Source organism: Candidatus Baltobacteraceae bacterium (assembly GCA_036488875.1).
GTDB lineage: Bacteria > Vulcanimicrobiota > Vulcanimicrobiia > Vulcanimicrobiales > Vulcanimicrobiaceae > JAFAHZ01.
The window spans coordinates 41,216-67,839 of sequence record DASXGW010000013.1 but is presented as its reverse complement, the minus strand read 5'-3'; the positions used below and the strand labels follow the sequence as shown (position 1 = coordinate 67,839).

The 26,624-nt window shown below is 62.9% G+C and carries 29 protein-coding genes; 13 read left to right on the top strand and 16 right to left on the bottom strand.

Going from position 1 to position 26,624, the window contains the following annotated elements; all coding sequences use genetic code 11:
- Both VGG89_14855 and dtd read left to right on the top strand, forming a co-directional pair.
- Positions 1 to 885, top strand: coding sequence for a proline dehydrogenase family protein (locus tag VGG89_14855; protein ID HEY1977830.1), 885 nt, complete (start codon positions 1 to 3; stop codon positions 883 to 885).
- Positions 886 to 895: 10 nt separating this feature from the next.
- Entirely contained in the window at positions 896 to 1,345 is a 450-nt protein-coding gene (gene dtd / locus VGG89_14850) for a D-aminoacyl-tRNA deacylase (protein HEY1977829.1), read from the top strand.
- A 3-nt stretch (positions 1,346 to 1,348) separates the two neighbouring features.
- Here the strand turns inward: dtd and VGG89_14845 are convergent, their stop codons facing one another.
- Complete coding sequence (locus tag VGG89_14845) at positions 1,349 to 2,803, bottom strand: peptidylprolyl isomerase (protein ID HEY1977828.1); 1,455 nt, start codon at positions 2,801 to 2,803, stop codon at positions 1,349 to 1,351.
- Between the two features lie 122 nt (positions 2,804 to 2,925).
- Between VGG89_14845 and VGG89_14840 the strand changes: the two genes are divergently transcribed.
- The 3 genes from VGG89_14840 to VGG89_14830 all read left to right on the top strand — a co-directional run bounded on the left by VGG89_14840 (position 2,926) and on the right by VGG89_14830 (position 4,745).
- Positions 2,926 to 3,279, top strand: coding sequence for a hypothetical protein (locus VGG89_14840; protein HEY1977827.1), 354 nt, complete (start codon positions 2,926 to 2,928; stop codon positions 3,277 to 3,279).
- Between the two features lie 115 nt (positions 3,280 to 3,394).
- A complete protein-coding gene (locus VGG89_14835) occupies positions 3,395 to 4,042 on the top strand; it encodes a hypothetical protein (protein ID HEY1977826.1) in 648 nt (215 codons plus the stop codon).
- Between the two features lie 16 nt (positions 4,043 to 4,058).
- Entirely contained in the window at positions 4,059 to 4,745 is a 687-nt protein-coding gene (locus VGG89_14830) for a hypothetical protein (GenBank protein ID HEY1977825.1), read from the top strand.
- Here the strand turns inward: VGG89_14830 and VGG89_14825 are convergent.
- The 3 genes from VGG89_14825 to dnaG are packed head-to-tail and all read right to left on the bottom strand — an operon-like array spanning position 4,742 to position 8,500.
- Positions 4,742 to 5,446 carry a hypothetical protein gene (locus VGG89_14825; GenBank protein ID HEY1977824.1) on the bottom strand — a complete coding sequence of 235 codons (705 nt, stop codon included), beginning with the start codon at positions 5,444 to 5,446 and terminating at the stop codon, positions 4,742 to 4,744. The two genes, VGG89_14830 and VGG89_14825, sit on opposite strands and share 4 nt — an antisense overlap.
- A gap of 51 nt (positions 5,447 to 5,497) precedes the next feature.
- Positions 5,498 to 6,664 (bottom strand): RNA polymerase sigma factor RpoD, encoded by a 1,167-nt coding sequence (rpoD, locus tag VGG89_14820; GenBank protein ID HEY1977823.1) that lies wholly within the window; start codon positions 6,662 to 6,664, stop codon positions 5,498 to 5,500.
- 36 nt (positions 6,665 to 6,700) lie between these two features.
- Entirely contained in the window at positions 6,701 to 8,500 is a 1,800-nt protein-coding gene (dnaG, locus tag VGG89_14815; GenBank protein HEY1977822.1) for a DNA primase, read from the bottom strand.
- Positions 8,501 to 8,541: 41 nt separating this feature from the next.
- Between dnaG and VGG89_14810 the strand changes: the two genes are divergently transcribed.
- The 5 genes from VGG89_14810 to VGG89_14790 are packed head-to-tail and all read left to right on the top strand — an operon-like array spanning position 8,542 to position 11,811.
- Positions 8,542 to 9,777 carry an HD domain-containing protein gene (locus tag VGG89_14810; GenBank protein ID HEY1977821.1) on the top strand — a complete coding sequence of 412 codons (1,236 nt, stop codon included), beginning with the start codon at positions 8,542 to 8,544 and terminating at the stop codon, positions 9,775 to 9,777.
- Positions 9,770 to 10,681, top strand: a complete 912-nt coding sequence (locus VGG89_14805; GenBank protein ID HEY1977820.1) for a prohibitin family protein — start codon at positions 9,770 to 9,772, stop codon at positions 10,679 to 10,681. The genes VGG89_14810 and VGG89_14805 overlap by 8 nt, the downstream gene beginning before the upstream one ends.
- The gene (locus VGG89_14800; GenBank protein ID HEY1977819.1) at positions 10,678 to 10,947 is read left to right on the top strand and encodes a hypothetical protein; all 270 of its coding nucleotides are present in this window, start codon (positions 10,678 to 10,680) and stop codon (positions 10,945 to 10,947) included. The genes VGG89_14805 and VGG89_14800 overlap by 4 nt, the downstream gene beginning before the upstream one ends.
- On the top strand, positions 10,937 to 11,209 hold the full coding sequence (locus tag VGG89_14795) for an SH3-like domain-containing protein (GenBank protein ID HEY1977818.1): 273 nt from the start codon (positions 10,937 to 10,939) through the stop codon (positions 11,207 to 11,209). The genes VGG89_14800 and VGG89_14795 overlap by 11 nt, the downstream gene beginning before the upstream one ends.
- The gene (locus VGG89_14790) at positions 11,206 to 11,811 is read left to right on the top strand and encodes a nitrile hydratase subunit alpha (protein ID HEY1977817.1); all 606 of its coding nucleotides are present in this window, start codon (positions 11,206 to 11,208) and stop codon (positions 11,809 to 11,811) included. The genes VGG89_14795 and VGG89_14790 overlap by 4 nt, the downstream gene beginning before the upstream one ends.
- Here the strand turns inward: VGG89_14790 and VGG89_14785 are convergent, their stop codons facing one another.
- From VGG89_14785 to VGG89_14755, 7 genes are all read right to left on the bottom strand, one after another.
- The gene (locus VGG89_14785; protein HEY1977816.1) at positions 11,812 to 12,030 is read right to left on the bottom strand and encodes a type II toxin-antitoxin system HicB family antitoxin; all 219 of its coding nucleotides are present in this window, start codon (positions 12,028 to 12,030) and stop codon (positions 11,812 to 11,814) included. It lies immediately after the preceding gene.
- A gap of 245 nt (positions 12,031 to 12,275) precedes the next feature.
- Complete coding sequence (ppdK, locus tag VGG89_14780) at positions 12,276 to 14,948, bottom strand: pyruvate, phosphate dikinase (protein HEY1977815.1); 2,673 nt, start codon at positions 14,946 to 14,948, stop codon at positions 12,276 to 12,278.
- A gap of 22 nt (positions 14,949 to 14,970) precedes the next feature.
- Positions 14,971 to 16,278, bottom strand: coding sequence for a glycine--tRNA ligase (locus tag VGG89_14775; GenBank protein HEY1977814.1), 1,308 nt, complete (start codon positions 16,276 to 16,278; stop codon positions 14,971 to 14,973).
- 47 nt (positions 16,279 to 16,325) lie between these two features.
- A complete protein-coding gene (locus VGG89_14770; protein HEY1977813.1) occupies positions 16,326 to 17,465 on the bottom strand; it encodes a glycosyltransferase family 2 protein in 1,140 nt (379 codons plus the stop codon).
- A 2-nt stretch (positions 17,466 to 17,467) separates the two neighbouring features.
- Positions 17,468 to 18,307: an SDR family NAD(P)-dependent oxidoreductase gene (locus VGG89_14765; GenBank protein ID HEY1977812.1), complete on the bottom strand. Its 840-nt coding sequence runs from the start codon at positions 18,305 to 18,307 to the stop codon at positions 17,468 to 17,470.
- Positions 18,304 to 19,110, bottom strand: coding sequence for an SDR family oxidoreductase (locus VGG89_14760; protein HEY1977811.1), 807 nt, complete (start codon positions 19,108 to 19,110; stop codon positions 18,304 to 18,306). The genes VGG89_14765 and VGG89_14760 overlap by 4 nt, the downstream gene beginning before the upstream one ends.
- A complete protein-coding gene (locus VGG89_14755) occupies positions 19,094 to 19,486 on the bottom strand; it encodes an MmcQ/YjbR family DNA-binding protein (GenBank protein ID HEY1977810.1) in 393 nt (130 codons plus the stop codon). The genes VGG89_14760 and VGG89_14755 overlap by 17 nt, the downstream gene beginning before the upstream one ends.
- 40 nt (positions 19,487 to 19,526) lie before the next feature.
- Between VGG89_14755 and VGG89_14750 the strand changes: the two genes are divergently transcribed.
- Complete coding sequence (locus tag VGG89_14750; GenBank protein HEY1977809.1) at positions 19,527 to 20,147, top strand: hypothetical protein; 621 nt, start codon at positions 19,527 to 19,529, stop codon at positions 20,145 to 20,147.
- Here VGG89_14750 and rlmN read toward each other — a convergent pair.
- Genes rlmN through VGG89_14735 form a run of 3 tightly spaced genes read right to left on the bottom strand, consistent with a single transcriptional unit; the run spans position 20,130 to position 22,262 of the window.
- Positions 20,130 to 21,227, bottom strand: coding sequence for a 23S rRNA (adenine(2503)-C(2))-methyltransferase RlmN (gene rlmN / locus VGG89_14745; GenBank protein ID HEY1977808.1), 1,098 nt, complete (start codon positions 21,225 to 21,227; stop codon positions 20,130 to 20,132). The genes VGG89_14750 and rlmN overlap by 18 nt on opposite strands.
- Before the next feature lie 4 nt (positions 21,228 to 21,231).
- Positions 21,232 to 21,924: a uracil-DNA glycosylase gene (locus VGG89_14740; GenBank protein ID HEY1977807.1), complete on the bottom strand. Its 693-nt coding sequence runs from the start codon at positions 21,922 to 21,924 to the stop codon at positions 21,232 to 21,234.
- Positions 21,921 to 22,262 carry a heavy metal-binding domain-containing protein gene (locus tag VGG89_14735; protein HEY1977806.1) on the bottom strand — a complete coding sequence of 114 codons (342 nt, stop codon included), beginning with the start codon at positions 22,260 to 22,262 and terminating at the stop codon, positions 21,921 to 21,923. The genes VGG89_14740 and VGG89_14735 overlap by 4 nt, the downstream gene beginning before the upstream one ends.
- Before the next feature lie 39 nt (positions 22,263 to 22,301).
- Between VGG89_14735 and VGG89_14730 the strand changes: the two genes are divergently transcribed.
- Both VGG89_14730 and VGG89_14725 read left to right on the top strand, forming a co-directional pair.
- Positions 22,302 to 23,273, top strand: coding sequence for a glycosyltransferase family 9 protein (locus tag VGG89_14730; protein HEY1977805.1), 972 nt, complete (start codon positions 22,302 to 22,304; stop codon positions 23,271 to 23,273).
- 57 nt (positions 23,274 to 23,330) lie between these two features.
- Positions 23,331 to 24,251, top strand: coding sequence for a hypothetical protein (locus VGG89_14725; GenBank protein HEY1977804.1), 921 nt, complete (start codon positions 23,331 to 23,333; stop codon positions 24,249 to 24,251).
- Here the strand turns inward: VGG89_14725 and VGG89_14720 are convergent.
- Together VGG89_14720 and prfB are read right to left on the bottom strand one after the other, a co-directional pair.
- Complete coding sequence (locus VGG89_14720; protein HEY1977803.1) at positions 24,248 to 25,636, bottom strand: DUF2079 domain-containing protein; 1,389 nt, start codon at positions 25,634 to 25,636, stop codon at positions 24,248 to 24,250. The two genes, VGG89_14725 and VGG89_14720, sit on opposite strands and share 4 nt — an antisense overlap.
- Complete coding sequence (gene prfB, locus VGG89_14715) at positions 25,600 to 26,610, bottom strand: peptide chain release factor 2 (protein ID HEY1977802.1); 1,011 nt, start codon at positions 26,608 to 26,610, stop codon at positions 25,600 to 25,602. Before prfB ends, VGG89_14720 begins: the two co-directional genes overlap by 37 nt.
- Positions 26,611 to 26,624: the final 14 nt, after the last annotated feature.

The window sequence follows — 26,624 nt, the reverse complement described above, 5'->3', positions numbered from 1 at the left end:
ATGGACCGTTTATTCGCACCCGATTCCGCGTTTCAGAAGAACTTCTTTTTCCTAGCCAAGCGCTTCGTCCCCGGCGAAACGATAGCATCCGCGATAGAAACGGTACGGGCCCTCAACACCGCCGGCATGAACGCCTCCCTCGATTTCTTGGGAGAGGACGTCCTCGAGCGCGCAGCGGCCGTCAAGACGCGCGATGCCTACGTTCGCATGCTCGACGCGATCGACTCCAGCGGCGTCGATTCAAACGTTTCGGTCAAACTCACGGCCATGGGTCTATTGATCGACGAGGATTTTGCCGTCGACAACCTGCTGCAGATCATGCAGCGAGCTGCAAAAAACCGCGATCCCTTCGTGCGCATCGACATGGAAGGCTCCGGCGTCGTCGACGCGACCTTACGCGTCTTCGAGAAGGCTTTCGCGCAGCAGAAGAACGTCGGCGTCGTCTTCCAGGCCTACCTCAAACGAACGGCGGCCGACGTCGAACGCGTCATCGCGCTCGGCGCCCGCGTGCGCCTTTGCAAGGGCGCCTATAACGAACCTCCCGAGCTTGCCTACAAGAAGATGCCGGAGATCCGCGAAAATTATTTGCGTCTCGCGAAGGAGCTGCTCACGCGCGGTAACTATCCCGGCATCGCTACCCACGACCGGCGTTTGATCGAAGCCGTAAAGGCCATCGCGAAAACGGAAAACGTGAGCAACGACCAATTCGAGTTTCAGATGCTGTATGGATGCCGGCCGCACGTTCAGCGCGACCTCGTCGCGCAAGGATACCGGATGCGCGTGTACGTGCCGTTTGGAACGCACTGGGCCGGCTACTTCTACCGGCGCGTTCTCGAGCGCCGCGAAAACGCAATCTTCGCCCTCTCCTCGATGTTCTCGCGCTAGCAAACGCACCGTGAGAGCCGTGGTCCAGCGCGTTTCGCGCGCCGCCGTCACGGTCGACGGCCGGGTGACCGGAGCGATCGAGCGCGGCCTGTTAGTGTTCGTCGGCGTTGCGGTCGACGACACCGAACGCGACGCGATCCTCACGGGAGAGAAGGTTGCCGGGCTGCGCATCTTTGCCGACGACGCCGGCCTCATGAACCGCTGCCTGAGCGAGACGGGCGGCGCGGCACTGGTCGTCTCGCAGTTTACGCTGTACGGCGACGCCCGCAAGGGACGCCGTCCGTCCTTCATTGCAGCCGCAAAAGAACCGCTGGCGCGCGACTTGTACGAACGCCTCGGCGCGACGATCGCCGCACGGGGAATACGCGTCGCATACGGCGAGTTCGGCGCGCACATGGACGTCGATTCGGTCAACGACGGTCCGGTAACGATTCTCTTAGACTCGAAGCGAACGTTTTGACTCTTACTTCAAAACGACGTCCGCGATGCGCTCGATTCTCACCACGCGATCCGACTCGACCAAACGCCCGAGAACGTCGACACCGCCGACGACGTCGCCAAAGACGGTAAAATCGCGATCCAAGTGAAGCTGCGGCGAAAGGGTGACGTAGTATTGCGTCCCCGCCGAATCGCGAATCGGCGTGTTGGTCTTGTCGTCGTAGTTCAATCCCATCGATACGACGTAGCTGTGCTGCTCGAGCGGATTCTCTTCCGCGCCGATCGTGTAGCCGGCATCGCCGTTTCCGTTATCGTGCGGATCGCCGGTTTGAACGACGAAGTCCGGAACGATGCGGAACCAGCGATTATTGTCGTAGTAACCGCGATCGGCAAGATTGAGAAAGTTCGCAACGGTGAGCGGCGCCCACTCCGGATAGAGAACGACGTACAGGTTTCCCTTGGTCGTAACGATGCGCACGCGCGGATGCAGGCCGGGGACAGGTCCGGTGATTCCCGCGACCGTCGATGGATCCGGTCTCCATTCCCAGTCACGATATCCCGAGAACACGTCCTCGATGGAAGGCGTCTCCGGCTTTTTGCCGGCGTCTCTTCGGGGGAGCGCGGGCAGCGACGCCAACGGATCGGGCTGAGGTCTGGGAACGTGCACGTAAGATGGAATCTTCGTGAGATGTTGGGTTGCCGGTTTGCCGGTTAGCGCCAGTATCGTCTCTCCGGCCTGCTCTTGAACGCGCCACGACTGATCGTGCAGCAAGGGTTTAACGAGCGGAACAAGCGACGCATCTTTGTATCGACCCATCGCGCGCACCGCTTCGATCCGAACGAGCTCGTTTCGGTCGCGCAGCGAGCCCTCGACAACGCTTCGACGTACGCTCAGCGCGTATCCGCGATAAATGCACCACATGGCATGCCAGCGCACGTTGACATCGCTATCGTTTTGAAAAGCCGCCGTCAACGCGGAGGCAGCCTGCCCAGTCATAGCGCCGTCACGAAACTCGACCAACGCCGTCGCGGCGCGCGCTCGTACCACTGCGTCGGCGTCCTCGGACAGGGTTCGCTCGACCGCCGATTGAGCCTCGGTTTGCTGCGCGGTGGAGAAGGCGTGCGCAGCCTCGTATCGTGCGATCGCATCGAGTGCCGCCACCCGAACTGCTCCCTCGGTGTCCGAGAGCGCAGCGATTACTGCCGGCGCCTGCTCCGCGCTAGCGATCAGTCCAAGGCCGTAGACGCTCATGGCTCGGACGCCGACCCGTGAATCGTTGAGATGGGTCACAAGCAACGGGGCGCCGGCGCTCTGCTTGGTACGGCCTATAGCCAGCGCCGCTCGCGCGGCGATCCTGGGGTCGGGCAGAGCGAGGTAGTGCGCTAAGTAGCCGAGCTCACGCCTGTGCTCGTCGGCGATAAGCTGGGGTCCGGCCGGCGCGGTACCCAAGCCAGCCGCCAGAATGAGAATCAGAGTCATGAATTTTAAGCCAGCCAAGGCAACTAAACCAACCCTTTTCATTGGCTCCCAACCTTAGAGGTCGAACTTGCGTTCTAATATATGGAAAGAGAACGCCGTCCTCCCGGGCGGCCAGCATAAAGGTGAACAAGAACAACATGCCAGTCCCAGAACAGCAAGAACCCAAGCGCACCAGCGGTATGTCGGTCAGAGAAGCGGGCCAAAAAGGCGGCGAGACCGTCAAGCAAAAATACGGGCCCGAGTTCTACGAGCAGATCGGCCGCAAGGGCGGGCTAGCCACAAAGCAGGCTCACGGTCACGAATTCTACGAGCAAATCGGTAAGAAGGGTGGAAAGAAAGGCGGCGAAGCCACGCGCGATCGCTACGGACCTAACTTCTACGAGAAAATTGGACAAAAAGGTGGCCAACGAGTCAAGCAGCTCATCGAAGAAGGCAAACGCGCGGCAGCTGCAGCGCGGGAGAAGCGCGCTAGCTAAAGGCGCGCTCTTTCTTCTCTGCGTCGCAACTGGCGCGGGTAGCGCGAGTGCATTCCCAGTCGCTCCAACCCCCGCGCCGGTACCGTCTCCGAGCACGTCTCCAACGGCAACCCCGATGGGCAACGTCTTGCCCTTCGATTCGGGTTTGATGTTCGTTACCGACGAGCCGATATCGTCGAAGGCTTCACACGCCGGTCAAATCGTGAAAGTACATCTGAAGACCGCTCTGTCGGTCGGCGGACACGTGATCGCTCCCGCGGGAACGCCCGGCAGCCTTCGCATCGTCTCGGTTTCAAAGGCGAATATCGGCAACGTCTACGGCTTCGTCGACGTCTATTTCGAGCCGCTGGCGCTGCCCGACGGCCGCACGTTGCCGCTTCGCGCACCCTACGCTCGTTTGGCCCCGCGCGACACGGCAGGCCACGAGTCGACGGTCGGACTCGAAGACACGGTCGGCAGCATGACCGTTCCGTACTATATGCTCTTTTCGATCTTCCGCAAGGGCAAAAACTTCGTGCTCAACCCCGGCGCGGAGATTCCGGCGCGCACGGAAGCCACGCTGACGGCATTACCAAACGGCACCGTCGCCATCGAGACGCCGCGGCCGCCCAGCACCAGCCTGGCAGTCCCCAACTCGAGCTTCCCCGTCGAGCCGCTCGCGACTCCGTTCGGACCGGCATTAGGAAAGCGGCAGGTTCATCCGTCACCCTCGCCAACGCCATCGCCAACGCCATCCGGGAGTCCGACTACGGCTCCCAACTGAGAAAGGGACGCCGATCGTGATGATCACTCGTATGCTGGGCATGCTCGCGCTGTGCGCGCTCGCCGGCACCTCGCTGCTCGCAGCCGCTCCTACGCCGTCGCCGGCTCCCGTGAAGATTTCGCCGTTTCCCCAAGGAGACGAAGTCGCGTTCGTCCAGTCAATCCAAAAAGATTTGGGCTCGCGCTTCGCGACTATCGCCGATGCCGAAAAAGCGGGCTACTTCCGTTACGGCAACGAGGACGAAGACGGCGCGATCAGCTATGCCAATCTGCAATGGCAGAGCGCCGATCCGCAGCATCCCAGCCAGCTCTGGTACGACGTAAAGGGGAACTTGCTCGGCGCCGATTTCTCCGTGCTGCAAAGCTCGTCGATGGCACCACCCAAACTCTGGGGCGTCGACTATCGCCGCTGGGCTTCGTTCCGCGAGCACATTCACTACGTCTTAGCCGGACCCAACGGCACCGAGACTTACGGCGGCCTTTCCGCTAAAAAGTTTGCCGCCGCCGGCGGTAACGTCGACGACCCGCAGGCCGAAACGATCGTCAAGATGGGAAAGGCAAAGAACGTCGCCGACGTCAAACACGTCTTCTTGTTCCCCTCGATCTGGGACCTCATCGTGTGGATCAAGCCCAATCCGGCCGGCGCTTTCGCAGACAAAAATCCCGACGTCGTACCTTCGGCGGCCGCTGAAAAAATGGACTAGGGTTTCGGCGACGGCGACGCTGCCGACGAGCACTGCGTTTCTGCTGCGGTCGTAGCAATATCCACCGCTTTGTCTTCTCCCCAGCCGATGGTTTGGCGTTGCTGGGGGAAGTGCAGAACGACTTTGACGTTCTTCTCGTCGGCCGGCACCATGTTGTCATGCGGCGTCCAACCGTTGAGCGGATGCTGTCCACGCATAATGTTATAGTTCAGCATCGCGTGAGCTAGGCTCATGAGGTCGGTCGAAAGCTGAAACTGGTGCAGATACGCGTCCTGCAGTTGCGCCGCAGCGTCCTTCATCTGTTTGGCGGCTTGCGGATCGGTCGTTAACGACGCCGAATCACGAAGGGCGTCGATCTGCGCGCGAATTGGGTTGAGCGACTGCTCGAGCGTTCCCGACTCCTTGACGATCTTGGCGCGCAGGTCCATGAACCGATTGACGTAGTCCGGATAGTTGAACATGACGTTCATATCGTCGAGCTGCACGTCGACTGCATCGAAGACGCGGTCGTTTGCGACCATCGGAACGAACGCTCCGTTGAAATGCTCGGCGAGCGCGTTACAGTACGGCGACGACTTCACCGTGACGATGGTCTTGAGTGGGCGTGGCGCCACCGCAGGTCCCGGCGAGGCGGCGGAGGTCGCGACCGGCCCGGCGGGCGGTATCAGGGCGAAAAGAAGGCCGGCAATCGAGAGTATCACGTTACCTATAACGCACGGAGGGTGCCCGCGTGATGCAGTCCTCCCCGCCCGTTACTCGTTACTCCAATAGTCTTTTAACGCTTTTCCGCGGGACGGGTGACGCAGCTTGCGCAGCGCCTTGGCCTCGATCTGCCGGATGCGCTCGCGGGTCACGCCGAACTCCTGGCCGACCTCCTCGAGCGTCCGCTGGTGGCCGTCCTCTAGGCCGAACCGCAGTACGAGCACCTTGCGCTCGCGCTCGGTCAGGTTCTGGAGCACGTCCTGCATCTTTTCCTTGAGCAGCATGACCGACGCCGCCTCGGCGGGAGCCACGGCTTCCTGGTCTTCGATGAAGTCGCCCAGATGTGAATCTTCTTCTTCGCCGATCGGCGTCTCGAGCGAGATCGGCTCCTGCGAGATCTTCATCACCTCGCGCACCTTTTCGGGCGTGAGGCTCATCGCTTCGGCGATTTCCTCCACCGAGGGCTCGCGACCGAGCTCTTGGAGCAGCTGCCGCGACACCTTGATCAGGCGATTGATCGTTTCGACCATGTGCACGGGAATGCGGATCGTGCGCGCCTGATCGGCCAGCGCGCGCGTGATCGCCTGACGTATCCACCATGTGGCGTACGTCGAAAACTTATAACCCTTGCGGTAGTCGAACTTCTCGACGGCGCGGATCAAGCCCAAGTTGCCTTCTTGAATCAAGTCCAAGAAGAGCATCCCGCGGCCGACGTATTTCTTTGCGATCGACACGACGAGGCGCAGGTTCGCCTCGGTGAGTTGGCGTTTGGCTTCTTCGCCGGAATCGACGACGGACCAATCCGCCGAACCGTTTCGGCGCGCCTCGAGCTCGCCCGCTTCGATGCGCATGGCCAGCGACTTCTCTTGCTCCATCGAGAGCAGCGGCACGCGGCCAATCTCTTTGAGGTACATCCGAACTGGGTCGTCGAGCGACAGCCCTTCGGCGATCTGCTCTGCGGGTTCGTCGTCGCCTTCGGTTTCCGGCTTCTCGTCCTTCGAGTCGTCGACGACCTCGACGCCCGCGGCGACGGCCTCTTCGAAGAACTCCTCCATCTGCTCTGCACTGAAATCTTCGAGCGCGTCGAACGCCGTGTTGATTTCCTCATAGGTCAGCGACCCGCGGCTTTTGCCGCGCGCGAGCAGCTTCTTCTTGAGTTCCTCAAGCGTTATGGGCGGCCCGGGGGGTTCGGCCGTTCCGCTTTTCTTGCGTGCCATCGTTTTCGCTCTCACCTCCTTTCTCGGAATTTTTTACTACCTTTTTAAGCGGGCCACGAGCGTCTCGAACTCACCGCGAAGTTCGTCGGAGACCGGGCGACCCGCAGCCAAATGCTCGTCGATGAGACGCGACACCTCCTGGTATCGGCGCTGCTCGTCCTCGTGCTGCAGCCGTTCGACCACCCGCTCCAGATGCGCCCGTCGCTCGTCGGAGCCGCCGTAGCGAACCGTCGAGCTGCGGTCGCGCCGTCCCAACGTGGCCAACGCGTCGAGACTCGCCTGATCTTCCGCGAAGAGTCCGAACACGTCGGCAGTCGTGCGTATCGTCGAAGCGGCTTCGACGAAGCGCTCGTAGATCCGACGATAGATTTCGTTGCGGAAGCGCGCCGAAGGGATGCGTTGAGCGTACTCCGTTGCGAGAGCGGGATCTTCGAGCACGATGCTCATGACCTCACGTTCGAACGAGAGCGGCTCGATCGAGGCTCGCGTGTGGCGGCTGCCCACGCCGCTCGCCGGGACAGGCGAGCGTGGTGCGAAGTTTGCCCCGTTTGCGAGAAACCGGCTATTCCTAAGGTCGTCGACGTTCACCTGCAGTCGACCCGCGACGTACACGCGCCAGCGATCCCACTCCTCGCGCGGTGTGAGCTGACGAATCAGCGCTTCGGCCTTTGGGGTGATTTTTGCCGGCGTGTCAAAGCCGGCGCGTAAGCGATCGATCTCGGCGTCTATCTTGAACTCGATGGCTGGTTTGGCGCGCTCCAACTGGTCGCGAAGCGCCGCGGCTCCGTGCTGCCGCAGGAAACTGTCCGGATCTTCACCCGGCGGGAGAAGCACGATCTTGACCGCAGACCCGGTGTGCTCGATTGCCTTAGACGCGACGTCGACGGCTTTGGTTGCAGCCGTATTGCCCGCGATGTCTCCGTCGAAGCACAAGTACACGTACTCGGCATATTTCCGAAGCTCGGTCGCTTGCTCGGGGGTAAAGGACGTCCCTAAGGCCGCCACGGCATTTTCGAAACCGGCTTGATGCATCGCGATGCAATCAAGGTACCCTTCGACGACGATAAGCGTTCGGTCGCTTTGCGCAGCCCGCCGGGCGACGTTGAGCGCGTACAGATGTTGTCCTTTGGTATAGACGGGCGTGCCGGCGGTGTTGAGGTATTTCGGTTCGGCATCGCCGAGCGCGCGACCGCCGAACGCGATCACCTCGCCGGTAGTCGCGTACGTGGGCACCATCAGCCGGTCCCGGTAAAAATCGTAAAAGCCTCCGCGCTGACTCGGCTTCACCAAACCGGCCTTTGCGGCCAATGCGAGATCGACCCCGTTCTCGCGCAGATCGTCGACGAGCGCGTCCCACGAATCGGGTGCGTATCCTAGGCCGAAACGCTCGACGGTCGCCGCCGAGAAACCTCGCTTTTCGCAGTACGCGCGCGCCCGCGCGCCGGCCTCGCTTTGCAAGGCGCGAGCGAAAAACGCCGCCGCCAAGCGGTTCGCATCGTAGATCGCTTCCCGTTCGCTTCGCGCGCGAGCGGCGTGCGGATTCTCGGGTTCGAGTTCGACGCCCGCTTTGACGGCGAGCGTGCGTACCGCTTCGGCAAACGCGACGTTCTCGAGTTTCTGTAGGAACGTAATGACGTCGCCGCCCACGCCGCATCCGAAGCACTTGAAGAATCCGCGATCGGGGTGAACGTGAAACGACGGCGTCTTTTCGGAATGGAACGGGCACAAGCCGACGAGATCGTTTCCGCGCTTACGCAGCGGAACGTACTCGCCGATGAAGTTGGCGATGTCCACGCGCGCGTGGATCTCGCGTAAAACGCCCTGGTCGTATCGCACTTCTAGATGGTATTTAATGAGACGAGCGAAGCTGCCTGGCATTGAAACGGATTTTTGACCCGGTCCACCGCTTCATAGAACTATCCACAGCCGAGGCGCGGTTGCTGGACGCGCCGGCGCTGCAGCGACTGCGGCGCTTGCGCCAGCTCGGACTGGCGTACCTTGCGTTCCCCTCGGCCGAACACTCGCGCTTTACGCACGCTCTGGGCGCCCTGGCGATGGGTACGCGCGCCTTCGACGAGCTGGTTCGCCACGGGCGCGCGTTCTTCGGCGGCGACGCCGACGTTGCGTACCAGCGGCGCCTCGTGCGCGCCGCGCTGCTGCTGCACGACATCGGTCACGGGCCCTTCAGCCATGCGTGCGAAGCGGTCTTGGGCGTCGCACACGAGGCCCGAACGAGCGAGCTGCTCGCGCTCGACGGCTTGCGCCGGGGACTCTCGGACCTCGAGGTTTCGCCCGACGACGTTCTCGGCTTGGTGCTCGGCGACGCGCAGAGCCGCTATCCCGCTTTGCGCGAGCTCGTCAGCGGACCGAATCTCGACGCCGATCGAATGGACTATTTGCAGCGCGACGCGTATTTTACGGGCGTCGCCAGCGGGCGTTACGACGCCGAGCAGCTCGTCGCGTCGCTGCGCTTATTCGAGCGCAACGGGCGTCTCTCGGTCGGAATCGACGCGCGCGGCGTCGTCGCGCTCGAGTCGTTCGTTACCGCGCGCTATATGATGTTTGCCTCGGTGTATTTCCACCATACCACCCGCATCTTCGAACGCGTGCTGCAGGACGTACTGCGCGAGCTCTGGCCCAATCCTCGCGGGCTCGACGCGATCGACCAGTTTCTCCGGTGGGACGATTTCCGGGTGCTCGACGCAATCGCCGACAAACCCAGCGAACCGGCGCGCGCCTTACGCGAGCGGATCGTTCCCTACGCGCTCGCCGCCGAGTTCAACGCCGAGCGCGATTTGAGCGTCTTCGAAGCGTGCGAATCGGCGCTGCGCGACCGCTTCGGCGACGACAAAGTCTGGGCCGACGAACAGTCGCAGGTGCTTCACCGTCTGCCGCTGGGCCTAGGCGACGAGCGGACGGTCTGGGTGGAAACGCCGGCCGGACCCATCGATGCCCGCGAGGCTTCAGACCTCATCGCAAAGCTCAGCGGCAAGGCGTTTTGGCGCAAGTTGTTCGTAAGAAGAACCGGCGTCGACGTTGGAGAAGCGCGCACGATCTGCGCCCGCATCGCCGGAAATCGCCGGTCTGCGTTGAACGACGCCACGCATGAGTAGCTCCACCGTACTCTTTCTTTCTACTATTCTGGGCGCCGCCGGAGGTTTCGTGGCGTACTTAGCTCAGGGCGAAAAAGCCGGATCGCGCATAACCGCCGTCGTTTACGGCGTCGCCGTCTTCTTAGCGTGCCTCGTTTTGGGACGAACGATAGTGGAAGTCAGCGGGAACGACGCCGCGGTCGTAACCAACTTCGGTGCGTACACGAATACCGTTCTCCATCCCGGGTTGAACTTCAAAGCGCCGTGGCAAGGCGTTCTCACGATGCGCACGTCGGCCGTCGTGGCTCAGTTGTCGCAAGACGAAGCCTTTTCGCGCGACCAGCAGGTCGAGCGCAATGACGTGACCGTCAACTATTCGCTCGACGATGCGATGCTGTCGCAGATCGCCCAGCGCTATCGCGACGACATCCTCGACCAGCTCATCAAGCCGCGCACCGAACAGTGGCTCAAGACGATCGAGCCCAACTATACCGCCGCGCAGCTCATCGCCAAGCGCCAGGAAGTCAGCGACCAGTTGCGCGACGATCTCGTGCGAGAGCTCGGACCGCAGGGCGTACGCGTCACGTTCGTGTCGGTCACGGACATCGTGCCGAGCAAGGAGTATCAAGACGCCTCCGAACAGCGCGCCATCGCGCAACAGGAACTCCAACGCGCACAGATCGAGCTGCAGACCAAAGGCGTGCAAGGCCAGCAAAACTACGTCACCGCGCAGTATCAAGCCAAAGCCAATCGCGACCTGATCAACTCGTTCGGCGGCGATCCGCGCTTGGCCGACGCCATCGTGCGGCTCAAAACGATCGAGCTGCTGCGCGATAAATGGACGTCGGGGAACCTACCGGCGGTCATGGGTAACGGCTCGGCGCTGCTCGACATAGCAGGGGGCAACGCGCCGAAGTCACCGTGAGTCGCATCAACGACGTCGGCGGCATGCACGGATTCGGCCCGATCGAGACCCGCGACGACGGTGCGCCGTTCCATCACGAGTGGGAAGCCCGCGTCTTTGCCATCAACCGCCTGATGCTCGAGCGCGGAGCGTACACGCTCGACGAGTTCCGGTACGCCATCGAACGGATGGACCCGCAAGAATACCTCGGCGCCTCGTACTACGAACGCTGGCTCCACGCCATCGAAACGTTGCTGCACGAAAAAGACGCGATCGATGAGCTTTAACCTTGGCGACCGCGTGCGCACGCGCCTGAACAATCCCGAGGGGCACACGCGGCTGCCGGCCTACTTGCGCGGTCGAACGGGCCGCATCGAGCGCGTCATCGGCGCGTATCCCTTCGCTGACGAACGCGCGTTGGCCGGCACGGCGGCGGTGCAAACGCTCTACACGGTCTGTTTTGCCGGCATTGACGTGTGGGGCGACGACGCGCAGGCGGCGACGATCTCGGCCGACCTTTTCGAATCGTATTTGGAGCGGATGTCGTGAGTTCTCTCGAACACGCGCACGATCACGAACGCAGTGCCGCGGTCTCCAATCGCGTCAAGCGTCTCGTCGCCGAACTCGAACGCCGAAATCTCGTGCGCGAATCGGCTCTCGACGGCATCGTCGAAGACTTTTTGCTTCGCGCGTCGCCGGCCAACGGAAAACGCGTGGTCGCACGCGCCTGGACCGACGCGGCGTTCAAAGCGCGATTGCTCGAAGGCGCAAGCGAAGCCGTAACCGAGCTGGGAATCGACATGAGCCATTGGGCACCGGTGAAGCTGCGCGCCGTCGCGAACACCGAGCAGCGCCACAATCTCGTCGTCTGCACGCTCTGCTCGTGCTACCCGATCGCGCTGCTTGGGCCTTCACCCCCATGGTACAAGAGCGAAGCGTACCGTTCGCGGGCGGTACGCGATCCGCGCGGCGTTCTCGCCGAGTTCGACGTCACGCTCGCCCCGAGTGTCGACATCGACGTTTGGGACAGCACCGCCGAAACGCGCTACCTCGTCGTGCCGGCGCGCCCGTCGGGCACTGAAGGTCTGAGCGAAGACGAACTAACCGCGCTCGTCACGCGCAACGGCATGATCGGCACGGCATTGGTTTAGTTACAGGGAGCCGACTTCGACCGGTTCGGCTACCGTAATGGGTGGCGGTACATCGTGACCACGTTCACGCTCGACCTCAATCCATAGCTCAATAGCTTCGCGAACGTTCAGGCGCGCTTCATCGAGTGTGTCGCCTGCCGACGTGCAACCCGGGAGGTCTGGAACGACGGCGCCCCACGAGCCATCGTCTGCCGGATCAAAAACTACTGCGTATTTCATCGTGGCCTGCCTTGTACGCGCAAAATCGCTCTCCGTACGGTCATTTCAACGCCGATGGAAAGTTCTCTTCCGGCGTGATACGGCACTATCATCGAACGTTGGCCGCGATGCTCCGGATGAGCGAAAATTACGTGGCTGCCTTGTTTGCGTATAACCACGAATCCCGCGGACAGCAGGAGCCTAACCGCTTCCCTTGGTCTCACGGAGAGACCAATCACGCCGCAACGCCGGAGGGCTAGAGGGCGTTACTCTAAAACGCCGATTGAGGCTTGTGCGGCGGCGAGTCGCGCGATGGGAACGCGAAACGGCGAGCAGGAGACATAGTCGAGGCCGAGCTGATGGCAGAACGCAACGCTGCTCGGCTCGCCGCCGTGCTCGCCGCAAATACCGATCTTGATGTCCGGACGCGTCGACCGGCCGCGCATGACCGCCTCCCGCATCAGCGTTCCGACGCCGCGCCGATCGAGTACGATGAACGGGTCGGCTTTGAGCACCTTCTTCTCGAGGTAGACCGGGATGAACGACGCCTCGGCATCGTCGCGGCTATAGCCATAGGTCGTCTGCGTGAGGTCGTTGGTGCCGAACGAGAAGAACTCCGCGTCCTCGGCGATCTCGTCTGCGACCACGCACGCGCGCGGAAGCTCGATCATCGTGCCGACCTTATAAGGCAGCGTAACGCCTTCTTTGGTCAGAACCTCGTCCGCGGCCGCTTTGGCGGCGTCGCGCGTCGCACGCATCTCTTCTTTCGTACCGACGCCGGGTATCATCACCTCGGGAATAGGATCGAGGCCCTCGCGCTTTAGCGCGCACGCGGCCTCGAAGATCGCGCGAACTTGCATGGCATAGATTTCCGGGTACACGATCCCTAGACGGCACACGCGCAAGCCGAGCATGGGGTTCTGCTCGTGCAGCTGCAGCACGCGATGCAGCACGGCATCCTTGATCTTGAACTCCGGCGAATCGCTGCCGCGCGTGACGCGCAGTTCCGTCGCTTCGACCAGCAGTTGCTCGAGCGACGGTAAGAACTCGTGCAGCGGCGGATCGAGCAGCCGAATCGTCACCGGCAATCCGTCCATGGCGCGCAGGATGCCCACGAAATCGCCGCGCTGAATCGGCAGCAGCTTAGCCAGGGCCGCGTCGCGCGCCTCGCGCGAGTCGGCGAGAATCATTTGCTGGACGATCGGCAAGCGATCTTGCTGCATGAACATGTGCTCGGTCCGGCAGAGCCCGATGCCCTGGGCGCCCAAACTGCGAGCCCGCGTGGCGTCTTCGGGCGTGTCCGCGTTTGCCCACACATGCAAACCGCGCAGCTCGTCGGCCCACGACAAAAAGATCGCCAGCCATTCCGGCAGCTCCGACGGCGGCGGAATCAACGCCAGCTTGCCCATCGAAACGTTTCCGGTGGAGCCGTCGATCGTCATCCAATCGCCTTCGCGAACCGTCGACTCGCCGACCGTCGCCTGTTTGTTGCGGCGATCGACGTGCAGAGCGTCGCAGCCGGCCACGCAGGGCTTTCCCATGCCGCGCGCCACCACGGCGGCGTGCGACGTCGCGCCGCCTTTGGCGGTGAGAATGCCTTGAGCCGCAATCATGCCGTGAACGTCGTCGGGATTCGTCTCGGTGCGAACGAGGATCGTCGTCTTGCCTTGCTCTTTCCACTCGACCGCATCGTCGGCGGTAAAGACGACCTGTCCGGTCGCGGCACCGGGCGACGCGTTGAGTCCTTTGGCGGCCACGTTCACGCGTTCGTTGGGATCGATTCGTGCGTGGAAGAGCTGATCGAGCGATTGCGCGTCGACCATACCCACGGCGTGGCGCCGGTCGACGATATCCTCGGCCACGAAGTCGAGCGCAATTTTGACGGCGGCTTCGGCGCTGCGCTTTCCGCTGCGCGTCTGCAGCATGAATAGCTTACCGCGCTCGACGGTAAACTCCAGATCCTGCATGTCGTGGTAGTGTCGCTCGAGCCGCCGAGCGATGTCTTTGAACTGCGCGTAGACTTCCGGCTGCGACGTCTTCAGATCGGTGATCCGCTCCGGCGTCCGGATACCGGCGACGACGTCTTCGCCCTGCGCGTTACGCAGGTACTCGCCGAACAGCATCTTCTCGCCGGTATTTGGATTGCGGGTGAACGCGACGCCCGTGCCCGAATCGTCGCCCATGTTTCCGAAGACCATCTCCATCACGCTGACGGCGGTGCCCCACTCGTCGGAAATTTTATTGTAGCGGCGATAATCGATCGCGCGCTTGGAGTTCCACGAATCGAACACGGCGGTGATGGCCAGTTCGAGCTGTTCGCGAACGTCCTGAGGGAAGTCGCGGCCGGCCCGCTCGCGAATCAGCGTTTTAAAACGGCCGCTGAGCTCGCGCCACGATGCGGCATCGACTTCGGGATCGGTCGCCACGCCGAGCTCGCGCTTACGCTCGTCGATGAGTTCGTCAAACGCCTCCTTGTCGACGCCCAGGACGATGTCGGCGAACATCATGATGAATCGCCGATATGCGTCCCACGCGAAGCGTTCGTTGCCGGTCAAACGCGCCAGCGTCTCCACCGTGCCGTCGTTAAGCCCGAGATTGAGAATCGTGTCCATCATACCGGGCATCGAGACGCGCGCGCCGCTGCGCACCGAGACGAGCAGCGGATTTTCGACCGAGCCGAAACCCTTTCCGGTACGCTGCTCGAGCTCGCGCATCGCGACGGAGACTTGATCGCCGAGCCCGCTTGGAAACGTACGTCCCTGGCGATAGAACTCCAGACACGCCTCGGTGGTAATCGTGAAGCCGCTGGGAACCGGTAAACCGGCCGACGTCATCTCCGCCAAGCCGGCGCCTTTGCCGCCCAGCAGGTCGCGCATGGCTTCCGCTCCGGCGGCTTCCTTTATCGCGTTTGCCTGCTCGAAGAAATAGACGTACTGCACACCGGCTCCTACGGACACGGCTTCAGAGTCGCTCTCGTAAGTAGCGTTCCAACTGCTCGGCTTGTACCCGGTCTTGTCGCATCGAATCGCGCTCGCGCACCGTAACGGCGGCGTCCTCGAGCGTCTGGTGATCGACGGTAATGCAGAACGGCGTGCCGATCTCGTCTTGCCGCCGGTAGAGCTGGCCGATGTTGCCTTCGTCGTACTGCGTGCGGAAGTGCGGGCGAAGGTTCGATTCGATTCCGCGCGCGCGCTCGACCAAATCGTCGCGATTGCGAGCCAGCGAGAAGATCGCGGCTTGAACGGGCGCGATCTGCGGGTGAAAACGCAGCACCGTGCGTTCGATTTTCTTGCCGTTGGGATCGACGCTGCTCTCGCGGTCGTAGGCGTCGATCAGGAACGTCAGCGCCGTCCGGTCCATGCCCGCCGAGCTTTCGATCAACAGGGGCGTGTAATGCGTCTTGCTGGCTTCGTCGAAGAACTGCAGGTCCTTACCCGACAACTTCATATGCGCGTCGAGATCGTAGGTCGTGCGGTGCGCGATCGATTCGAGCTCGCCCCAGCCCCACGGAAAGAGGTACTCGACGTCGATACCGGCCTTGGCGTAGTGCGGACGTTCCGCATCGGTGAGCTCGTAGAAACGCAGCCGCTCGGGCTTGATACCGTAGCTCGAATACCACGCTTTGCGCCGGTCGACCCACTCACGAAAGACGTCCATGTCCTTCCCGTCGTCGGGAACGAAATATTCGAGCTCGGCCTGTTCGAACTCACGCACGCGAAAGGTAAAGTTTCCCGGCGTGATCTCGTTTCGGAAGGACTTACCGATCTGAGCGATGCCGAACGGCGGCTTCTTGCGCGCCGTCTGATAGACGTTCTTGAAGTTGACGAAGATGCCCTGAGCGGTTTCCGGACGCAGGTACGCAACGGCCGACGTATCTTCCATCGGCCCGACGGACGTCTTCATCATCAGGTTGAAGTTGCGCGGCTCCGTAAACGAGTCTTTGCTCCCGCAATCCGGGCACTGCGCGCGATTCTTGAGATGGTCCAAGCGAAAGCGGTGCTTACAGACCTTACAATCGACCATCACGTCGTGAAAGACGTCCACGTGACCCGACGCTTTCCACACGTCGGAATGCATGATGATGGAGGAGTCGAAGGCGACGACGTCGTCGCGCAGCTCGACCGTATCCCGCCACCAGGCGTTTTTCACGTTTCGCTTGAGCAGCGCGCCGAGCGGCCCGTAATCCCAGAACCCGTTGAGGCCGCCGTAAATCTCGCTCGATTGAAAGATGAAACCGCGGCGCTTTGCCAGCGCCGTGATCTCTTCCATGGTTACGCGGGTCTCCTGGGCCGATTCCATAAGGCCTTGTAGATTTATCAGCCCGCGCCGTAGCGCCTTCCTCGCCAGACGACGCCGCGGCCGCTCGCAAAGAGCGCGATCGAGACGGTCAAGACCGCAACGGTGAACGCGGTGCCGACCGGATACCACGGCACCGAGGAAGCCGGCGCGCGCATGAGGCGCATTTGGTACGCGACGACTGCCAGAACCGCCGCCATGGCGACCGCGAGAACCGCCGCGTCGATCCACCGCGCCGACAGCAGCGCTGCGATAAAAGTAAGTTGCGTAAGCGGCGAGATGCACGCCAGCGCGCACGCGCCGATCGCTCCCCACACGGGGCGCTCGCGCAAGCCGAGCGCGAAGTTCTTCGTGAACCCGGCCCAGATCTCGCCCAGTGACCGGTACATTCGCGTGTGCGCGACGCCTTCCGATCCGGTCAGTGCGATCCGAAAACGTCCGTCGCGTTTGAAACGGCGTGCGAGCTCCAAATCCTCGGCGATCTCGTTGCGCACCGCCGCATGGCCGCCGATCGCTTCGTACGCCGTGCGCGACGCCAGGACGTACTGCCCGTTGAACAGCGCGACGTCGGGTTTTTCCGGATCGCCCACATCGCCGATCGGCCCCGTTCCGCCGAGAATAGCGAGGAAGAGGCTCGGCATGAGCGCGCGCTCCGGCAACGTCACCAGATCTTGATCCGTGAGCACGCTCAGCGCGCCGAGATTGCGTTCGATCGCAGCGCGCTGCACGGAAGCGGCGCCATTGGGATAGTGAAAGGTGTCGGCGTCGGTAAACAGCAGCCACGCGCCGCGCGACTCACGCACGCCTTGCGTCAACGCCCATGGCTTGCCTACCCAGCCGTCGGGAAGCGCCGTACCCCAGACGATACGCAAACGCGCGTCCTCAGACGCAAGGCGTGCAAGGATTTGCGGGGTCGCGTCGTCCGAGCAATCGTCGACGACGACGACTTCAAAGTCGTTGTGGCGCTGCGCCAGCAGCGAGCGTACGCACTCCTCGATTTGCCGCTCTTCGTTGCGAGCCGGCACGACGATCGAAAGTGTGGGCAAAACGGACACAACGTCGCGCGCCTCGACGCGATCGTAGGGTCGCCGGGCTAGTACGAAGCCGCGAAGTGCGAACAGCAGGTTGACCGCGACGAGGAATGCGACGAACGCGGTCAACGTTACGACAGGCGCATCGAAGCGCGAACCGCGCGGTCCCGCAGTGCGGGCGGCAATGCCGCGACGAAGCTTCCCATGCGCGCCGGCGTACCCAGTACGTACTCCGCCCGCGGCCGGCGCGCAGCCAGGGCGTGGAGGATCGTCGCAGCGACGATCTCGACCGGCATACCGTCGCGCGCCTCTCGCTCGGTAATGGAAACGATGCGCTCGAGGGCCATCCGGTAATGCGGACGCTTGCTGGCGTGTCGCGATGCAATTTGACCGGCTTGGGCGCGCCCCTTTGCCCAGATCGGCGTCTTCACCGAGCCCGGCTCGATCAGAGATACACGAATTTCCGCGGGCGCGAGCTCGACACGCAACGCATCAACCAGACCTCGCAGTGCAAACTTCGAAGCGCTGTACGGACCGACATAGGGCATCGCCAGTCGTCCCGAGATGGAACCGACGAAGACGATGCGGCCGCCGCTCGCGGAAAATAACGGAATGAAGGCCTGCGCGAGCGCGAGCGCACCGAAAACGTTGACTTCAAACTGTTGCCGCATGTCGTCCATAGAAACGTGCTCGAGAGGGCCGCCGACGGCAATGCCGGCATTACTGACGACGCCGTGCAGTTCGATTCCGCTACCGCGCACGATTTCCGCGGCGCGCGTCACCGAATCGGCTTGCGTAACGTCGAGCATCACGGGTCTCACGCCCGGCGAAACCGCGGCGAGCCGTCGCGCGTCGTCGTCGCTGCGCACGCCTGCGAAGACCACGTACCCCTTCTCGGCGAGCACCAAAGCAGTCGCGGCGCCGATGCCCGTCGACGCTCCGCTGATGACTACCCCGCGCGGCGTACTCAAGTCGCGGTCTCTCTGGCAGCACGCTCGGCACGCGCGTCGCGGTTCAGACGCTCTTGAATGCGAGCGTCGCCGAAAACGAGGTCGATCAACCCCGGAAAAGCGGTAGCTATGCGAACCACCGGCGAGTAGTACCAGGGAACGATCGTGCGGCGGCGCGGCCGCCGAATCGCGGCCACGACCGCGGCGGCGACGATATCGGGGCTCGGCAGACCGTCGCCCATCGCTTCGTTCATTTTGCTTTGCACGAAGCCGGGTTCGATCAACGTCACTCCGATACCGTAGCTGCGCACCTCGCGACGAACGCTGTCGGTTAAGCCGCGCAAACCGAATTTCGAAGCCGAATAGATCCCCATGACACCCGCTTCACCGGCGATCGAACCGATGTTGACGATCGACCCGCGCCGCTGTGATTTCATAATCGGCAAGACGGCACGCATCGTGCGCGCGCAGCCGGTGAGGTTTATGTCCACGACCGCTTCGATCGAGGCGTTCGTTTCGTCGCACAACGAAGGACCCGACCCAATACCGGCGACGTTGCAGAGGATGTCGACGCTCCCAAAGGCATCCAGCGCGGACCGCACCAAGCGGCTTACGTCGTCGTTGCTGCGCACGTCCGCCGAAACGGCGATCGCACGAACGCCGCGCGCTATCGCTTCGGCTACAAGCGCGTCGAGCAACGTTGCTTCGCTGGGAATTGCCGCTAACACGAGATTAGCGCCGGACGCGGCTAAGGCACGCACGGTCGACGAACCGATGCTGCCCGACGCGCCCGTGACGATGGCGACTCTACCGCCGGTTTTCATGCAAATACTCCGCTACGGCACGTTTGCCCGCGCGCGATAGCCACGCTTCCTCGATCACGTCGCGCAGACGCTTCACGCCGATCTTGCCCAGCCGCACGAGTACCGCGGGATATCCGTCGAAGTGAGGTGTCGTAAAAAAGATCTTCGGATCGCTTGCGAGCAGGACGTCTTTCATCTCGAGATCGGCGGTTCGCACGCCGAGAATAGGTCCCTTCGGCGCCCCGGCACCCAGCGCCGCGAGATCCGACTTTCGTAACGGGCGTTCCCAGACGAAAAACTTCTTGTTCACCGTCCAGGCCGCGGTTCCAAATGCCGTCCCTTCACTCGCGCCGGGAAATGCGAGCGCAATCTTGCGCACGTCGCTCCACGTAGCCATGGAGAAAGACTCTTCCGGCCTTACCATGAAGTTCCCCGCAGTGGCATCTTTGGAGCTCGTCAATACGCTTGCGACGTTGGGGACGTTTCTCGTCATCGCCGCGACGGCGATTGCGGCGATCGTTCAGCTGCGTCACGCGCGGGGCAGCAACCAGATCGCCGCCCTTGCCGAGCTCAGAGACGCCTTCCAATCCCGGGAATTTTCGGAAGCGAGGGGTTTTATCGAGACGCGATTGCCCGAGCTGCTGGAGAATCCCGAGTTCCGATATCAATTCTGCAACGAATCCGAGCGTACGGCGGAGTTTCGGGACGACATCGACAGACTGCGGCTCATCGGGAACTACTTCGAGGACATGGGCGCGCTTATGCTCGCCGGCCTCGTCGATCGCGAGTCGCTCTGCATGATCTACTCGTCGGATTTGAGCAATGCTTGGGAAGCAGTGGAACCCGCCGTTGCGCTCGCGCGTCGCAAGATCGGCATCTCGGTCTGGGAGAACTTCGAGTACGCGGCAATGGTGTCGTTTCGGTGGATAAAAGCTCATCCCCGAGGGGCGTATCCGGCTGGGGAACCGCGGCTTCCAGTGGCAGACCGGTGGCTGGAATTCGACAAGGAGTATGCCGCGTCGCGGCAGGCGCGAGGCGGGTTAAGCCGGCGCGCGTAGCTTCGGCTGCGTTTGCGCGCGGAGCTGCCCGCACGCGGCGGCGATGTCGCGTCCCATATTCCGGCGTACGGTTACGGGTACGCCGGCGGCTTCCAGAATCGCCGCAAACTCCCAGATTTTCGCATCGCCGGTCCCGGCGAACGGTCCGTCGGGCGTCGTGTTATAGGGAATCAAATTCACGTGATACAGCCGCCCGCGCATGAGCTCGGCCAGTTCGCGTGCCGTTTCCCGCGAATCGTTGACGCCTTCGAGCATGACGTATTCGAAAAAGACTTTGCGGTTGGTCTTCTCGACGTACCGCTCGCACGCGGCCATGAGTTGAGCGATGTCGAACTTTCGGTTCACCGGCATGATGCCGGATCGAATCGTGTCGTTGGGGGCGTGCAGCGAGATCGCGAGATTCACCTGCACATGCTCGCCGGCAAAACGGTCGATCTTGTCGACGAGGCCGACGGTCGAGATCGTGATGTGACGATGACCCAAACCGAAGCCGTGCGGATCGTTGAGCAGTGCCACCGCTTCCATCACCGCGTCGTAGTTATGAAACGGCTCGCCCATGCCCATGAACACGATGTTGGTGACGCGCTTGCCGCGCGACGCGAGCTCGCGCGCGAAGTAGCGCGCTTGATCGAAGATTTCGACGGCGGTGAGGTTTCGCGTGAAGCCGGCTTGGCCCGTCGAGCAAAACGCGCATGCGAACGCACAGCCGGCCTGCGACGATATGCAGACGGTCGTGCGATCGCCGGTATGCTCCATCAAAACCGCCTCGACTTCTTTTCCGTCGGATAGGCGAAACAGCGCCTTGGTCGTCTGGGCGTCGATCGAACGCTGCACCACCGACGGCGTCACCGCCGAGAAACCAATGCCGCGCTCGGCTAGGCGCGAGCGCAGCTCCTTGGGCAGCGTCGTGACGTCGTCGATACCGGCGGCGAGTTCCTTACACGCCGCGCGATAGAGCTGCGTCAGGCGGTAGGGCCGCAACTCAAACTCGGCAGCAAACGACGCGGCATCGGGAAACCCCGCGGGCCGAACGACGTTGGAAAGCCAAATGTCCTTGGGCTCGCGAATCACGGCGGCCATTGTATCACACGTCGCCAAAGAGGCTGAACTGCTCGGGTTGGAGGGCAGCTTCTTGCGCCGGAGGCGCCTCGCGGACGGCGGCGATCTCGTCGAGCCTCGTGCGTACCGCCTTGAGGTCGGCCCAAACCAGGCGTTTCACGGCTTCGATTTCTCCGCCCGTCTGCCGCAGCACGTACGCCGGATGAAAGGTGACCATCAACGGTATGCCGTTCGGTCCGGCATACCAGCGACCCCGCATCTTCGTAATTTGAAAGTCGCGGCCTAAGAACGATTTTGCCGCGGGCGATCCCAACGCCATAATCACGTCGGGGCGGATGATATCGATTTGACGATCGAGGAACGGACGGCAGTTCGCCATCTCTTGCGGATCCGGCGCGCGATTGCGCGGACCGCGTGGTCCCGGTAAGGTCGGACGGCACTTCACCGTGTTGCAAATATAAACGTCTTCGCGCGGCAGGCCGATCGCGACGAGCATGCGATCGAGCAGTTGTCCGGCACGTCCGACGAACGGACGCCCCAACTCGTCTTCGGTTTCTCCCGGACCTTCGCCGACGACCATGAGACGCGCGCACGGATTGCCTTCGCCGTACACGTTGTTGCGGCGTTGCGCGCCGATCGCGCACAGACGGCACGCGTCGGCAGCGGTCGTTTCTTGCTCGAGCAGCCGCAGGCGCTGCGCGCGTTCCTCGAGACTCACGCCGGATCGGCCTTCGTTACCAGCACCGCCTTTCCGAAGGCGACGACCTTGCACGATCCGTCGCTGCCTTCGGAAACATAGAACTGCAGTCCCAAAACCGCGTTCGCGCCGAGCTCGTCGGCGCGGCGGCGCAATCCGTCGAGTGCGTCGGTACGCAACTGCTCCGCATCGCTGAGAAACTCGCCGGCCGATAATCCGATAAGCATACCGAGGCTGCGGAACGTCGAGCGCAATCGATTCCTCTGACGCGACGCGATGCCCGAGACGTACCCGAAGCTACGAACGGTGCGGTAGCCGTCGATTTCCTCGAACGTCACGACGTCGTCGCGCGCGATCACCGAGCAGGCGTCCTCCGGGCGACGGTCGCAGAGTGCAGCATGCCCCCCACTTCCCCGTCGGTGCTCGTCATCCGCCTCGACGCGATCGGTGATGCGCTGGCGCTGGTTCCGCTGCTCGATGCGTTCCGGGAACGCGCCATCCCGGCCGACGTGGTGCTGCGCCCGTCTAATGCCGGCGTGTTTTCCAGCCGCGCGGTGCGCGACGTCGTCATCGCCGCCGGAGTGCGCCAACGATCTGACGACGCGGATAATCTGGCCGCAATCGACCGGTTGGGGCAAGGATTGCGAGCGCGTGACTACACGCACGTGCTCGTGGCGACCGAAGACCCGGCCGGCTACCGTCTGGCGCGCGAGACGCAAGCACCGCTGCGCGTGGGGTTTACCAATCTCTGGGGCAAGCCGTTGAAGACGCTGTGGTCGCGCAGCTGCATCAACGTGCGCGTTTATCGCAGCGCCGGTCTCGACCCGCGGGCACCGCACGAGTGCGAGGTGTTGTTTCGGCTCGGCGCGCCATTACTCGGCGACGCGCAGCCGTCGCGCGACCTGCGGCGCCTGCGCCCGCTCGTGCTCGAAACCGAACCCCCGCCGGACGATCGAGTCGCGGTCCAGATTTCCGATAAGTGGGAACGGCTCGGCATGCCGTTTGCATCCGTCATCGAGCTGATCGAGCGTTGCAGCGCGTTGCGCGAGTTGCGGCTGATCGCATCCGAAATTGAATCGGCCTACGCCGCTCGCGTCGAGACTGCAACGAGGATGCGCGTCGAGCGCTTCGCCGCGCTCGAGCCCTGGAAGTCGGCGATCGGTGCCGCCAGGGCGATCGTCGTACCGGATTCCGGCGCGCTGCACGTCGCTGGTTTCGTGGGAACGCCGGTCGTTGCAGTCTTTCCGCCGGGCCGCGACTTTGGGCTGCAAGTCGCACGCTGGTCGCCGTGGGCCGCATCGCACCGCATCGTACGCGCCGATGGCGACTGGCCGATCGGAACGGCCCGCGCTTTGGCACAGCTGATCTAACGCAATCTTCAGCCGGCGAGAAGGGCGCCGCGCGCGCACGCGCGCATTGCTTGGCCTATGCTCACCGCGTTGGTCTTGGCAGCGGCGACGCTTCAGGCAGACTCGAACGCCGGTTATGAAATATTCGGCAAAACGCGGTTGGCTTGGGAATCACAGCGCTATCCCGAGCTTCTAGCCTACGACGTTGCCGTAACCGTCACCGAAAACGGCCGGCAAAAAACCGAGCGCTATCGCAGCGCTTACGACGCGGTCCAGGACGTCGTTCACTTCAACTCGGTAAGCGACTACGAAGAGGCGCATCCCTATTACGCGCCGGGCGGCTTCGGGCTCGTCTCTCCATTCGATCGTATCCACAGCACGAACGCCGGGATGGATTTCCTGGGCATACCGATGCTCGCACCGAACTATTCATTCGGCTTGGGAACGACGCCGCGCGGCTGCGCCGAGAGCGAGCCCAACGACGCGCAGCTCGTGGAAGAAATCCGGCAAGCGTTCCGCGATCCGATGCCGCGAAATCGACCGGCGCCGGCGCCCGAACCGACGTCCGGGCTGCGCGAAATTGCCGTCGTCGAGGCGCGGTCGCGAACCTATGCCATCTCGCTCGTCGGGATAGAGAACGCCGCGACGCGGCCGGCCTATCATCTGCGATTGCAGCCGCTGCGCGATCCGGGGCGCTTTCGTTTACGCGAGCTTTGGGTCGATACGCGAACGTACGCTCCGATCAAGCTCGTCGAGGCATTGAACTTTGTAACGGGGCCGGGAACGGCAGTTCCGTGGTCGATCACCTTCGATCGGATCGGCGAAGCGTCGTACATCGCAACCGAGACGGCGCTCGCTCCGATCCAGTTGAAAAAGCACGGGTACAGCTCGGCGAGCGTCTCGTTCGAAAACGTACGCTCGGTCGCACGCATCGATGCCGGATTATCGACGTTCGTGCCCGACGATACGCTGATCCTGACGGAGCCGCAACCCGGCTAGCGGCATCGCGCCGAGCGGCGATACAGCTCGATACCGCCTTCCTTCCCAACGGGCACGTAGACGCCGTTACGCACGAGGGTTGTAAGCGCACTCCCGTATTCTCGCAGCCGCGGCGAATTCGGAAAGTCCCGATCGATCAAAACGAAGCACGCCTGCGTTTCGACCCGCGGGTCTTCCGGAAGCAGACGCACGTAGGGGTCGTCGAGCGCGAGGTGCGTGTAGGCTTCTTCTTGCGTTGCTACGCTTGCGTCGCGCGGTATTCGTGCCAACGCCGCGTCGAGCGCGACGTCGCGCGCCTGGCGCGCGCGCAGGTTCAATCCCGGATGCAGCGGATTTGCCACCGCGAACTCGACGACGCACAGCCCCAGGGCCCAATAGAGCGTCAGTCGCGCACGATTGCGCTCCGCCAACTGACCGATACCCGTAGCGAACGCAACGAGTACGTAACCGATCCAGGCACCCGCGTAGTGCGACCCGAGCGTAAACGTGGTGCTCATGCGCGATGCGAGCACTTCAACCAGCGGAGCAAGCGTGATAACGATCGCGCGAGTCCGCAGGGGAACGAACGCAAGCGGCGCGAGGATCAACGCGAGGAATCCGATTCGTTCTAAAATGCCGCGCGGAAACAGTGCGTGCCGGTCCGCGCCCGTCCATGCGAAGAAACGAGTGGGCTGCCACGCCGGCAACGCGTTCGCGTGCGGCTCGATGACGAGAAAGAACACGGCTTCGACCGCCAGCGAGACGAGCGCAACACCCACGGCAAACCGCCACCGGCGCGCGTCGCCGCGGTACGCAAACGCCATGCCCAGTTCGGCGCAGGCCAAGAAGATCGCCTGATCTTCTTTGACGGCGAGCACGACCGCCGCAAACAGACCCGATATCGTGAGGGCGCCGGCGTCGAATGCGTAGAGGCTCCATGCCACCGCCGCGGGCGCGAACCCATTTTCGTGAAAATCTCCGAACACCAGGCCGGCCAGCGGCGGATACAGCCACGCAACGACGGCCGCGAGACGCGCGGTCGAAACGTCCGCGCGCGCCCTGACGATGCCATATACCGGTGGAGCGCACAACGCCCCCGCGATTGCTTGCAGCGCGACCAGCGTCAGCGGCGAGTGGACGACGGCAACGGCAGCGGCGGCGAGATAGAGGATGGGCGAGAAGTGGAAGGCCCAGTGGCTTCCCTCGAGCGGGTTACAAAAACATCCGAACGCGCTCGCTACCGTCTGCTGGAAGATACCGAAATCGACGAGATTGCGGTGAGCGGCGTACTTGACGGCGCCAAGAAACGTGAAAAGCGCTGCGTAAAGAAGGCAGCCCAGCCAAAGCAGCCCGTCGCTAACGCGACGTTCTAGACTGCCGCGCGTCGCTTCAGCAGATATGGCCAAATGAACCCATCGATGTCCCCGTCGAGCACCGCCTGTGCGTTGCCGGTCTCCACGTCGGTGCGATGATCCTTCACGAGTTGGTACGGCTGCAGCACGTAGGAACGAATCTGGCTGCCCCACTCGTTGGCCTGGCGCTCCCCGCGTAAACCGGCGAGTTTGTTCTCGTGCTCCCGCGCGGCCCGCTGCACGAGCTTCGCGCGCAAGATGTTCATCGCGACCTCGCGGTTCTGCGCCTGCGACCGCTCCTGCTGCGACGCAACGACGATTCCACTCGGAAGGTGCACGATCCGGACCGCCGATTCGGTCTTGTTCACGTATTGACCGCCCGCACCGCCCGACTTGAACGTCTCGATGCGCAAGTCGTCGGATTTAATCTCGACGTCGGTGCTTTCGTCCGCCTCGATCTCGGGAATGACGTCGACGGCGGCAAACGACGTGTGCCGCCGATGCGCGGCGTCGAACGGCGAGAGGCGAACGAGCCGGTGAACGCCGCGCTCGCTCTCGAGCATTCCGTACGCGTTGCGGCCGCGCACGAAGAACGTTATCGATTTCAATCCGGCCTCTTCGGCCGGCGACTCGTCGACGATTTGCGTCTGGAAGCCTTTGGCCTCGGCCCATCGCAAATACATGCGCGCCATCATCTGCGTCCAATCGGCCGCATCGACGCCGCCCGCACCGGCAAAAACGCTGAGAATGGCGTTGTGCGCGTCGAACTCGCCGTCGAAGTTGGCGGCCATCTCGAGGTCGTCGACGATTTGCTGGGCCGACGCGATCCCCGTATCGACGTCGCGCGTGGCCTCGTCGTCGTCGCCGAAGAGTTCGAGAACGTCGCGCGCGTCCTGCAGCGCCTTTGCGGCGGCTTCGATCTTGGCGTTCTCCTCGCGGAGGCCGGCGAGCTCCTTCATGATGCGCTGAGCGCTCTCGGGCTCGTTCCAAAAACCCTCCGCGTGCGAGCGCGCTTCGAGCTCGCTTATGCGGCGCGACTTAC

What these genes read in the sequence shown, in the direction of transcription:
- VGG89_14845 (HEY1977828.1), bottom strand. Translation starts at nt 2,803, where the DNA reads ATGACTCTGATTCTCATTCTGGCGGCTGGCTTGGGTACCGCGCCGGCC.
- VGG89_14805 (HEY1977820.1), top strand. Translation starts at nt 9,770, where the DNA reads ATGAGTAGCTCCACCGTACTCTTTCTTTCTACTATTCTGGGCGCCGCC.
- VGG89_14775 (HEY1977814.1), bottom strand. Translation starts at nt 16,278, where the DNA reads ATGGAAGAGATCACGGCGCTGGCAAAGCGCCGCGGTTTCATCTTTCAA.
- VGG89_14725 (HEY1977804.1), top strand. Translation starts at nt 23,331, where the DNA reads ATGCTCACCGCGTTGGTCTTGGCAGCGGCGACGCTTCAGGCAGACTCG.
- VGG89_14795 (HEY1977818.1), top strand. Translation starts at nt 10,937, where the DNA reads ATGAGCTTTAACCTTGGCGACCGCGTGCGCACGCGCCTGAACAATCCC.
- rlmN (HEY1977808.1), bottom strand. Translation starts at nt 21,227, where the DNA reads ATGGCCGCCGTGATTCGCGAGCCCAAGGACATTTGGCTTTCCAACGTC.
- VGG89_14785 (HEY1977816.1), bottom strand. Translation starts at nt 12,030, where the DNA reads ATGAAATACGCAGTAGTTTTTGATCCGGCAGACGATGGCTCGTGGGGC.
- rpoD (HEY1977823.1), bottom strand. Translation starts at nt 6,664, where the DNA reads ATGGCACGCAAGAAAAGCGGAACGGCCGAACCCCCCGGGCCGCCCATA.
- VGG89_14730 (HEY1977805.1), top strand. Translation starts at nt 22,302, where the DNA reads ATGCCCCCCACTTCCCCGTCGGTGCTCGTCATCCGCCTCGACGCGATC.
- VGG89_14755 (HEY1977810.1), bottom strand. Translation starts at nt 19,486, where the DNA reads ATGGCTACGTGGAGCGACGTGCGCAAGATTGCGCTCGCATTTCCCGGC.
- VGG89_14835 (HEY1977826.1), top strand. Translation starts at nt 3,395, where the DNA reads ATGGGCAACGTCTTGCCCTTCGATTCGGGTTTGATGTTCGTTACCGAC.
- VGG89_14760 (HEY1977811.1), bottom strand. Translation starts at nt 19,110, where the DNA reads ATGAAAACCGGCGGTAGAGTCGCCATCGTCACGGGCGCGTCGGGCAGC.
- VGG89_14855 (HEY1977830.1), top strand. Translation starts at nt 1, where the DNA reads ATGGACCGTTTATTCGCACCCGATTCCGCGTTTCAGAAGAACTTCTTT.